The 10,479-nt window shown below is 72.6% G+C and carries 9 protein-coding genes; 2 read left to right on the top strand and 7 right to left on the bottom strand.

All coding sequences use genetic code 11. The features are described 5' to 3' along the window. Nucleotide 1: 1 nt before the first annotated feature. The 6 genes from eccD to ACYU7L_RS06790 form a co-directional block, all read right to left on the bottom strand. A complete protein-coding gene (eccD, locus tag ACYU7L_RS06815) occupies nucleotides 2-1,357 on the bottom strand; it encodes a type VII secretion integral membrane protein EccD (protein ID WP_460794587.1) in 1,356 nt (451 codons plus the stop codon). A 178-nt stretch (nucleotides 1,358-1,535) separates the two neighbouring features. Next, nucleotides 1,536-2,894, bottom strand: coding sequence for a hypothetical protein (locus ACYU7L_RS06810; protein ID WP_460794586.1), 1,359 nt, complete (start codon nucleotides 2,892-2,894; stop codon nucleotides 1,536-1,538). After that, complete coding sequence (locus tag ACYU7L_RS06805; protein ID WP_460794585.1) at nucleotides 2,891-3,226, bottom strand: hypothetical protein; 336 nt, start codon at nucleotides 3,224-3,226, stop codon at nucleotides 2,891-2,893. The genes ACYU7L_RS06810 and ACYU7L_RS06805 overlap by 4 nt, the downstream gene beginning before the upstream one ends. Nucleotides 3,227-3,336: 110 nt before the next feature. Continuing rightward, nucleotides 3,337-3,627: a WXG100 family type VII secretion target gene (locus ACYU7L_RS06800; RefSeq protein ID WP_460794584.1), complete on the bottom strand. Its 291-nt coding sequence runs from the start codon at nucleotides 3,625-3,627 to the stop codon at nucleotides 3,337-3,339. A 26-nt stretch (nucleotides 3,628-3,653) separates the two neighbouring features. Further along, entirely contained in the window at nucleotides 3,654-3,977 is a 324-nt protein-coding gene (locus tag ACYU7L_RS06795; RefSeq protein ID WP_460794583.1) for a WXG100 family type VII secretion target, read from the bottom strand. Between the two features lie 130 nt (nucleotides 3,978-4,107). Next, entirely contained in the window at nucleotides 4,108-5,487 is a 1,380-nt protein-coding gene (locus ACYU7L_RS06790; RefSeq protein ID WP_460794582.1) for a ubiquitin family protein, read from the bottom strand. Nucleotides 5,488-5,620: 133 nt separating this feature from the next. On the opposite strand from ACYU7L_RS06790, the gene eccCa reads away from it, so the two are divergent. After that, nucleotides 5,621-9,613: a type VII secretion protein EccCa gene (eccCa, locus tag ACYU7L_RS06785; protein ID WP_460794581.1), complete on the top strand. Its 3,993-nt coding sequence runs from the start codon at nucleotides 5,621-5,623 to the stop codon at nucleotides 9,611-9,613. A 62-nt stretch (nucleotides 9,614-9,675) separates the two neighbouring features. Here eccCa and ACYU7L_RS06780 read toward each other — a convergent pair whose 3' ends face one another. Then, nucleotides 9,676-10,116, bottom strand: a complete 441-nt coding sequence (locus ACYU7L_RS06780) for a nuclear transport factor 2 family protein (protein WP_460794580.1) — start codon at nucleotides 10,114-10,116, stop codon at nucleotides 9,676-9,678. Between the two features lie 172 nt (nucleotides 10,117-10,288). Between ACYU7L_RS06780 and ACYU7L_RS06775 the strand changes: the two genes are divergently transcribed. Next, nucleotides 10,289-10,462 (top strand): hypothetical protein, encoded by a 174-nt coding sequence (locus ACYU7L_RS06775; RefSeq protein ID WP_460794579.1) that lies wholly within the window; start codon nucleotides 10,289-10,291, stop codon nucleotides 10,460-10,462. The last annotated feature ends 17 nt before the right edge of the window (nucleotides 10,463-10,479 follow it).

The raw sequence follows: 10,479 nt of genomic DNA, 5'->3' as shown, positions 1-10,479 counted from the left end.
CTCAGCCCCCGATGCGACTGACGACGCCCACCGACACCAGCAGCAGCGGCAGCAGGGCGAGCAGAGCCACGGTCTCGGCCACGTCCCCGAGCCGGCCACGACGCACGGAGGCGGCGCCCGGGATCAGCGTGGCCGTGAGCAGCACACCACCGGCGGCGGCGAGCGCGACGGCGGCGGTGGGCCGCCAGTCCGGCTGGAGCCAGAGCACCGACAGCCCGGTGGCCACGAGTCCGGCGATGCCCGAGACCAGCCCGACCAGCACCTCGGAGCCGGTTCGGTACTGACGGGTCCGCAGCATCACGACCACGCAGCAGCACAGGACCAGCAGGGTCCCGGACAACCCGCGGGAGACGGCGAGCGGCGTGATCAGGACCAGCAGCAGCCCGACCGTGGCCGAGACCGCGACCAGGATCTCGTGAGCGGTGCGCGCATCGGCTCCGACCTGGCGCGGGTCGACGTCGTCAGGGTCGCTGGTGATGTCGGCGACCGTGTAGATCTGCTCCACGCTGGTGCCGGTGACACCCAGCGCCAGCCAGGGGAAGACGCTGCCGGCGATGACCACGAGGACCAGCGCGATCGGGAAGACGACGCTGGGGTCGGCGTCCCCGAAGGTGTCCATCAGCAGGCCCGACGCGAGCGCGATCGCGCCCACCACGACCGGCGGCAGCACGAGCGCACGCCCCTGACCGATGCCCACCACGCCCACCAGCCCGGCGAGCAGAGCGGCTCCGCCGGCACAGGCCACCGGCATCGCGAAGAAGTCCCCGTCGGGGGCGAGCAGGAGCCCCGCGACGGCGGCGTAGACCGCGGCCATCCACGCGAGCGCGACCGCCGCCTCAGGCTCGTCCTGGGCCCGCGAGAGGACCACGGCACCGCTCGCGAGGAGCACGGCGATCACCACGGCGGCGATCCCTGTCAACAGCGAGCCGGACTGGGTGAGGAGGGCGACCGCACCGAGCGTGAGGAGCAGCGCGGCCGCCGAGAGCGCCGTACGGCGACCGGCAGCCGGCTCCCACGGGCGGAGGTCGCGCTCCACGACGTCGGCCATCGCCTCGACCACGTCGTCGTACACGCGCGGCGGCGCATCGTCGACCCCGGCGGTCACCGTCAGCAGGCCGCCGTCCTCGATGCCCTGCATGGTGAGTCCCGCATCCGGAGAGAGGGCGCGGCCGTCCTGGGCCACGACGCGGTAGCCGCCGTAGACCGTCGAGGCGTCGAGAAGTCCCACGCTGCGTGCCAGCTCGGGGACCAGCTCGGCCAGGGGGACCGCGGCCGGCAGGACCAGGTCGACCCGGCGGGTGCCGGACGCGACGGTGACGCGCAACAGCCCCGACGCGCCCGCGGTCATCTGACTCATCGAATTCCCCTCATGTGCTGCGGGCCCCTGTACAGGGGCCCGGCCCTGTGGCCGGCCCCGGCTGTCGCGCCCGCATGCTACCCACAGCCGGCACCCGCGGGAGGCGTCCCGGGGACGCACGGGGGCCTGCCGGGCTCGAGATGCCGGCAGGCCCCGTGTGCGGGTGACACACCCGCGCTCAGTCGATCACCCCGGGAGCGGCTTCCTCGTCGTCGAGCCAGTCCTGCTCGTCCTCCATAACACCCTCGGCCGCGCCTCGCTTGCCCGTGGAGCGGGACCGCCCGCCGGCTCCTCCTGCCGCGCCGGCAGCTCCAGCGCGCCCGCCCGGCCGGCCGGCTGTGCGGGACCCCGTGCCGGAACCCTTCCCAGAACCCCGGGCGCCGCCGGCACCACCCGCGGCACCGGCGCGCCCGGCCGATGCCGATCGTCCTCCGGCAGCGCCGCGCCCGGCTCCGGCACCAGCACCGGCGACGGCGCTGCGCGACAACGTCCCTCGCCCGGCGGCCCTGCTGGTCGCTCCGATGGCACGACCCGGGGCGCCCGCAGCGCCCGCGGCCATGCCGGCGGGCCGCGCCGCCGCACCGAAGGCTGCAGCGCCGCCTGCGACCGCGCCCCCGGCCGCACCGCCGATGCCACCGGGGCTGAACCCGGGAGCCGCTCCGGCAGGGCCTCCGGACGCGCTCGGCAGCGCGCCGGCCGAGGGCACTGCGCCGCCCGGGGTCGCCCCCTGGGTGCCACCGCCACCACCGTTGCCGTCGGTCGGCACCTCGTGGAACTCAGGCGGCACCACCACTGTGACCGGCGGGTCGACAGGGGGCACGGGAGGCTGCGTCACGGGAGGCTGCGTCACCGGCGGCTCCACCACCGGGGGTGGCAGGCAGACCGGCGGCTCGACGTTCGGCGGCAGGGGATGGCCGGTCGGGACATGGCCCGGTGGAGTGCGCGGCGGAGCGCCCGGCGGAGTGCCCGGAGGTGTGCCCTTCGGCTCATCCTCCTTGTCGCGCCGGTCCTCGGGGACCAGCTTCTCCATCTGGTCGGCCGCCTCCTGGAGCCCGGCCTCGAGCTCGCGCAGCGCCCTGGCCGCTCGCTGCTCCCGAGAGGCGAGCGCGGTGTCGTAGCTGGACTTCTTCGTGCCGTAGATCTTGTCGGCGTCCGCCTTCTCCGCGGCGTCCAGCCCCGTGTAGTCCGGCGACTTGGGCGGGACCGGACCGGGATCGCTGTCCAGCTCGGTGAGCGTCTGCTGCGCGGCCTTGAGCGCACGGTGCGCGCGCTCGAGAGCCAGTGAGCCGATGCGCATCGAGCGGCGCCGCTCGGAGACGTGCTCGGCGGCGTTGATGAACGCGGTCTGGGCGGCACGCCGAGCGCGCTGCCCCATCTGCGCGTCCAGCTCCTTGGCGGCACCCTTCAGGTCACCGTGAACACCGATGAGCGTCTCAGCGCACTGGGTCCAGGCGGTGGAGGCGCGCAGCACGACCTGAGGACGAGTCCCGGCGAGCGCAGCGCGCAGTGCCTGCTCCTTGGGCCCAGTCACGATCACCAGCCCCCTTCGGGCTCGGCCCGCGCCAGCCGGGCCAGGTTGACCTCGGCCTCGCGGTCGGCGTCGTCGAGGTACTCCACCGACGCCTTCACGCCGATGCTGAACTCGCTGAGCTTCTCCACATCCGCGGTGTTGGCCAGGGCGTTGAGCCGCTGGGCCTCGTCGTGGAGCCGCTGCAGGCGCTGAGCAACCGGAAGCCCTCCGAAGGCGCCAGCCGGCATGTTCACATCGTCGAACTTCGACTTCGCCAGGTCGTCCGAGGCGCCCCGCAGCCGGCGGGCGACCCGCAGGACCTCAGGCGGGTCGAGGCGGGTGTTCTTGTCATCAGTCATGCTGCTCCCCCAGAGCTAGCTGTGCCGTGCTGTGCCGTCCAGAGCTGTGCCGACCAGAGCCGGACCGTGGGGGACGGCCGCCGGCCGTCCCCCACGGTGCGATCACACGGTCAGAACCGGTTGGCGCCCCGCTGGTCGGCGGCGCGGTACTCGTCGTTGGAGGTCTGCACCATCGAGCCGGTGTCGGAGAGGAGCAGGATCATCTCGCTGATCGCGGAGTCCCACTTCTTCTTCGCCGAGTCGTAGGCGATCTTCGCGGAGCCGGTCCAGTCGCTGCGCAGCGGACGCAGCTCGTCCTCCAGCGTGTTGAGCCGAGCCTCGATGGAGCGGGCCGCGGCGATCAGGTTCTGCGACGCGTTGTCGAGCGCGCCGTGGTTGACGTTGAGTCCACCAGTGTTCATGTCGAAGTCTCCAGGTCTCGAGCGGGTCAGATGGCGTTGAGGCGCGCGTTGCGGCGCGCGATCTCGTCGCTGGCCGCCTGGTCGGTGTTGACGTTGTCCTTCTCGGTGTCGACCAGGGAGCGCTCGAACTCGTTGAGCGCGTTGGTGATCCGGGTCTGCTTCTCCTGCCACGCCGTGTTGAGCGTCTGGAAGGCCGCGGCTCCCGAGCCGCCCCACTTGGTGCGCAGCTCATCGATCTCCGACTGGAGGCGCGACTGGCGCGACGCGAGGTCGCTCCGTGCCCGCGAGACCGCGTCGGCGGCATTGGAGAGGGCCTTCTCTCCCTGGCTGAGTCCTGCGTTGTCAGACATGCGTGCTGACTCCTTCCCCCGCGACGCGACCGCCGCTCGAGATCAATGGTGTGGTGCCCGAGTCCTGGCACCGCGTCGATCGGGCCGCTCGAACACGCACCTGTCTACCCGAGCGCTAACCCCGTAAACCTCAGGATGTCAATTCCCACAGGCTGCGGAAGAGACCACTGGCGACGACCAGCGCGGCCAGCGCGAACGAGCCACACAGCGCCTCGGCGACCTCGGCCCGACGTGACCACCAGACCGAGCGCCAGCCGCGCCCGACCGCTACCGCGACCAGCGCCGCCAGCAATCCCAGGGCCACGGTCGTCGAGGCGAGCGCAACACCTCTCCCGGGCGACAGCTCGTCGAACAGCACCCACGCGAGGGACACCCAGGCGAGCAGCCCGGCAGCGCGCAACAGCAGCCGGGCCGTCCCATGGCGATAGCTGCGGGCAGCCAAGAGGAGAGCGCCGCCGACAAGCAGGACCAGCACACGACCGCCCGTTCGGTCCAGGTCGAGCTCCGCGGTCCGCAGCACCATCGGTGCTGCCACTGCCACCAGGGCCAGGACCGCTGCAGCGCCGGCCGTCACCAACCGCGCCGCACGCTCCACGACCGCCTCCATCGCGGCGCGCTGCACCACCATCCGGCCGCGCCGCCCCGTGGCCCGGTCGCGGGCCGACCACGCGGTGACCGCCAACCGGTCGAGGTCGAGCAGCAGGTGGTCGGGGACGTCGACGGCCATGCTCGGCACCCAGCGCGCCGAGAGCATCGCGACCACGAGCAGCACCGACCACACCACCTGCGCCTGAGCACCCAGCACCGCACAGACCCCGGTCAGCACGAACGTCGCGGTGCCCGCCACCACCCAGACCAGGTGCGCCTCCTCGCGGCGGCCACTCAGGGTGCGAGCGACCGCAGCGGCCACGGCGGCGGCGAGCGCTGCAACCCCGATGGTCATCGGCAGCCGCGTCATGCCCGGCTCATGGACCACGACGAAGGCCGCGGCGCCCGCGAACGCCGGGGCAGCGAGGCCGCGCGCCTCGGCGTACCGACCGATCGGCAGGACGCCGATCACGGTCGCGGCCGTGAGCAGCGCGATGGTCAGCTCCTGGTGTCCGACCGACGACGTCTGGGAGGCGAACCAGCCCGCGAGGAGGGCGACGGCGCCAGCGACGGTGACCCAGAGGGTGCCCAGCGCTCCGTCGTCGTGCGGCACCGACATGCGCGCCGCGTCCGCGTCGTGTGTCCCGCGGTGGACGCCGGTCGTCGCGACCAGCAGGTCTCCGGACTCGATGCCGACCGACCCCAGCGACGCGTCGGGGGCCAGCCTCCGGCCCCCTCGGTCGTGCAACAGGGGGACGGAGGCAAGACCGGTCTGCGCGGTGTACTCCCGCGCCACGTCGGTGGCGGCGGCCCCACTGGGCACGACGAGGTCGAGGACGCCCGCGGGTCCGTGCACGCTGACGGCGATGGTGTCGGTCGGGGCCCCCGACAGAGCGCTCTCGCGCAGCGGCGCGGTCGTCATCCACTTCTCCCTCAACCGGTCTCAGCCCAGGCATGGGCACAGTAGTCGCTCACCCCACCCGCGCCTATCATCAAGCCCGGCAGAGCGGACGGGCCGTCGGCGGTGGCGGGCACAGGCACGTGGAGGGGGACGCTTGAGCACCACACTTCGCGGTGGGCCACGGCTGGAGGAGCCGGAGCTTCCGACCGGACAGATCGTGCTGCAGCCGCCGCCCCAGATCCAGGAGCACGAAGGCGCCAGCGGCGTCATGATGAACGCCATCCCGATGCTGGGCAGCCTGGGCTCCATCGTCCTGGTCGCGAGCATGGGCGCCTCCGGCGACAACCGCGGACGCAGCATGATCGCGGCCGGCATGTTCCTCTTCGCCACCCTCGGCTTCGTCATCGTCCAGATCGACCGGCAGCGCAAGCAGCGCACCCAGCAGGTGGTCGGCTCGCGGTCCGAGTACCTGCGCTACCTCTCGGGGGTCCGCAAGGTCGCTCGCGAGGCCGCGGACCAGCAGCGCCGGGCGCTGACCTGGCACCACCCCGAGCCCGCCGCGCTCCCCGCCCTCGCCGAGGACCGCTCCCGGCTGTGGGAGCACGGTCCGGGCGACCCCGACTTCCTGCACGTGCGCTACGGCCTGTGCTCCCAGCAGCTGTCGCTCGAGCTGGTCCCCCCGGAGAGCGCGCCCGTCGACCAGGTCGACCCGGTGGCCGCCTCCGCACTGCACCGGTTGCTGGTCGTCCACCGGCTCCAGCCGCGGCTGCCCGCCTCGATCGACCTGCGCGCCTTCGACCGCGTCGAGATCTGCGGTGACGAGGAGGAGGCCCGCGCCCTGGCCCGGGCGGTGATCTGCTCGGCCGCCGCCTTCCACAGCCCCGAGCAGCTCGTGCTCGCGGTGCTGTCCTCGGAGGCCAACCTCGCCCACTGGGACTGGGTCAAGTGGCTGCCCCACGCCCAGAGCGCCCAGCACAGCGACGCCGTCGGCCCGATGCGGATGGTCACGACCTCCCTCGACGACCTCGGGGCGCTGCTCCCCCCCGACCTGGGCGACCGGCCCCGGTTCGGCGCGGACGAGCGTCCGGCGACGCCCCACATCCTGCTCGTGATCGACGGCGGGCACCTGCCCCCGGGCAACCACGTCGTCCCGCCGTACGGCCTGCACGGTGTGACGCTCCTCGACCTGCCCGCCCGCTGGGGCGAGTTGGAGGACATGACGCGGCTGCGGCTCGAGCTCGGCGGCGTCCCCACCGAGGACGGCAAGCACCCGGTCGCCGCCCTGCGCCTGCGCGAGGAGCCGATCCGGGCGCTGGCCGACCAGTGCGACCTCGCCACGGCCGAGGCGTTCGCCCGTCGGCTCGCCCCCCTGCACACGGTGAGCGCCGGGACCGGGGACTCCACCGGCGACATCACCGGACCCACCGACTTCATGGACCTGCTCGGACTCGGCGACGTCCATGCCTTCGACACCGGTACGGCGTGGCGCCCCCGGCCCGCTCGCGACCGGCTCCGGGTGCCGATCGGAGTCGGCGAGAGCGGCCTGATCCACCTCGACATCAAGGAGTCGGCCCAGCAGGGGATGGGGCCGCACGGGCTCGTGATCGGCGCCACCGGCTCCGGCAAGTCCGAGTTCCTCCGCACGCTCGTCCTCGGGCTGGCGATGACCCACTCCCCCGAGCAGCTCAACATGGTGCTGGTCGACTTCAAGGGCGGCGCGACGTTCGCGGGCATGTCCGACATGCCGCACGTGTCCGCGGTGATCACCAACCTGGCCCAGGAGCTCACCCTCGTGGACCGCATGCAGGACGCGCTGTCCGGCGAGATGGTGCGCCGCCAGGAGCTGCTGCGCGAGGCCGGCAACTTCGCCTCGATCCGCGACTACGAGAAGGCCCGGCTCAACGGCGAGGACCTCGCCCCGATGCCGTCGCTGTTCATCGTGGTCGACGAGTTCTCCGAGATGCTCTCGGCCAAGCCGGAGTTCATCGACCTGTTCGTCGCGATCGGCCGGCTCGGCCGCTCGCTGGGCCTGCACCTGCTGCTGGCCTCGCAGCGCCTGGAGGAGGGGCGGCTGCGCGGGCTCGAGTCGCACCTGTCCTACCGGGTCGGTCTGCGGACCTTCTCGGCCGGTGAGTCGCGCAGCGTGCTCGGTGTGCCCGACGCCTACGAGCTGCCTCCCGTCCCCGGCCTGGGCTACCTCAAGCCCGACCAGTCGACGCTGCTGCGGTTCAAGGCCGCCTACGTCTCCGGACCGCCGTCCGGTCGGGCGCGCGTGCACCGCGACGAGGGCGGCAAGGTGCGCGGCATCCTGCCGTTCACGATCTCGGAGGTGCTGACCCTCGAGCCGCTGGTCGCCCCCGAGACCGAGGCCGCCCCGGCCGCTCCCCAGGGCGAGCAGCGCTCCCTGCTCGACGTCGCGGTCGACCGGATGATCGGCCACGGCCCGGCGGCCCACCAGGTGTGGCTGCCGCCGCTCGACGTGCCCGACACCCTCGACCGGCTGATGCCCGACCTGGTCGAGGACCCGCACCTGGGACTGGTCTCGCCCGAGTGGCGCGCCCTCGGCGGCCTGGTCGTCCCGCTCGGCACCGTCGACCGTCCGCGCGAGCAGCGCCGCGACACGATGACGGTCAACCTCAGCGGTGCGGCCGGTCACGTCGCGGTGGTGGGCGGGCCACGGACCGGCAAGAGCACGCTGCTGCGCACGATCGTCACGAGCATGTCGCTGACGACCACGCCGCAGGAGTCGCAGTTCTTCGTGCTCGACTTCGGTGGCGGCACGTTCGCCCCGCTCGCCCGCCTCCCGCACGTCTCGGGCGTCGGCACGCGGTCCGAGCCCGACGTCGTACGACGGATCCTGGCGGAGGTGCACGGCATCGTCGACCGCCGCGAGGAGTACTTCCGCTCCCAGGGCATCGACTCCATCGAGACCTATCGCTCACGTCGCGCCGCCGGACGCGCCGACGACGGCTGGGGCGACGTCTTCCTGGTCGTCGACGGCTGGAGCACGCTGCGCGCGGACTTCGACGACCTCGAGCTGGAGCTGCAGCAGCTGTCCACCCGCGGCCTGACCTTCGGGCTGCACCTCGTGGTCTCGGCCACCCGGTGGGCCGACTTCCGGGCGGCGATGCGAGACGTCTTCGGCACCCGGCTGGAGCTGCGCCTCGGCGACCCGCTGGACTCCGAGATCGACCGCAAGGTCGCGACGCTGGTGCCCGAGGGACGCCCCGGGCGCGGGCTGGTCCCCGGCAAGCTGCACTTCCTCGGCTCGCTGCCGCGCATCGACGCCGAGCCCGACTCGGCCACCGTGGGCGACGGCGTGGACGACCTCGTCGCGCGCAGCATCGCGGCCTGGCGGGGCCCGACCGGCCCCAAGCTGCGCCTGCTCCCCGAGCGCGTGGACCTGGCCCCGGTCCGCGAGCAGCTCATCCACTCCGGCGGTGGCCAGGACCAGCGGCTGGTGCTCGGCATCAACGAGAAGGAGCTGGCCCCGGTCACCTTGGACCCCGACGCCGAGCCGCACCTGCTGCTCTTCGGCGACGGACAGTCCGGCAAGAGCGCGCTGCTGCGGACCTACGTCCAGGAGGTCATGCGCACCCGCACCGCCAAGCAGGCGCAGATCGTCGTCGTCGACTACCGCCGCTCGCTGCTCGGCGAGGTGCCCGACGAGTACCTCCTCAACTACCTCACCAGCGCCAACCAGGCCGCACCGATCCTGCGCGACCTCGCGAGCTATCTCGAGAACCGGATCCCCGGGCCGGACGTCACGCCCGAGCAGCTGCGCAGCCGGTCGTGGTGGTCGGGCGCGGAGGTCTTCATCGTCGTCGACGACTACGACCTCGTCGCGACCCAGCAGAGCTCGCCGGTGCAGGCGCTGCAGCCGCTGCTGGCCCAGGCCCGTGACGTGGGTCTGCACCTCGTGGTGGCGCGCCGCTCGGGTGGTGCCTCACGGGCTCTCTACGAGCCGGTCATCCAGTCGCTGCGTGACCTCTCGGCGCCGGGTCTGGTGCTGTCCGGCAGCCCCGACGAGGGCTACCTCATCGGCAACGTCAAGCCCCGGCCGGCGCCGCCGGGCCGGGGCCGGCTGGTCACCCGCGACGGCGGCACCGAGGTGGTCCAGATCGCCTGGACCGACCCGGCCCTCTGACCCGACCCGTCACTCCCTCGACCAGACACGCCGTACGGCGCAGAGCCTGTGACGGGTCGGGGTCAGTGCGTGGGGTTCTGCTTGATCTTGACGCTGGCGAGGTCGTCGGTGGACCACGTCATCTCATAGGTACGGCGATAGCCGGTGTGCGCGATCCGCCAGCCGTCGGAGGTGCGGACGTAGCGGTCGTCGTAGAACGCCGCGCCCTCGAGGACGAACTTGAAGGCCGGCACGATCACCTTGTCCTGGAGGTACCACGTGCCGGTCGCCGTGTCGCCGTCCACGGTGATCTCCGGGTGGTGGACCTGGTGCAGCGTGATCATGTCGGCCGTCATGTTCGTGCGCATGTAGTCGACGATGGCGTCGCGGCCGTCGAAGACCAGTCCGGCATAGTCCGCGGTCGCCTCGGGGGCGAAGGTCTCCGTGTAGTCGTCCCACGCCTTGGTGTCGAGGAAGCGGACGTAGCGGTACTTGAGCTGGCGAATCGCCTCGTGGTCATCCATGTCCGCAACCTAGGGGGCCGGCGCAGCGCCTAGCACGCGGGCGTCCCGCTGTCCGGTAGTTGCGGTGCAGTCCACGTCACAGGACGTGACACGCACCTGTAACCCGCCGTCAATGCGCCGGCGACGCGAGCAGCCGACTGTTGTCTCACCGATCCGGACACCAGGAGGAACCATGGACGACAAGACCCCCGTCGACCTCGAGCTCGAGCACATCCGCCGTCAGCAGATCACCCAGCACAGCCGACACACCCAGGCCCTCACCAGCCTGATGGACAACCGCCAGGACCTCCGTGGCGTCTACGCGATGGCAGACCTCGTCGACGACTTCGTGCGCTGGTCCGCCTGATCGCAGGCGCAGGGGCC

It is taken from the genome of Nocardioides pacificus, from assembly GCF_054775955.1.
Note: the sequence above shows the minus strand (reverse complement) of the source record. Positions and strands in the feature narration are given on the sequence as shown.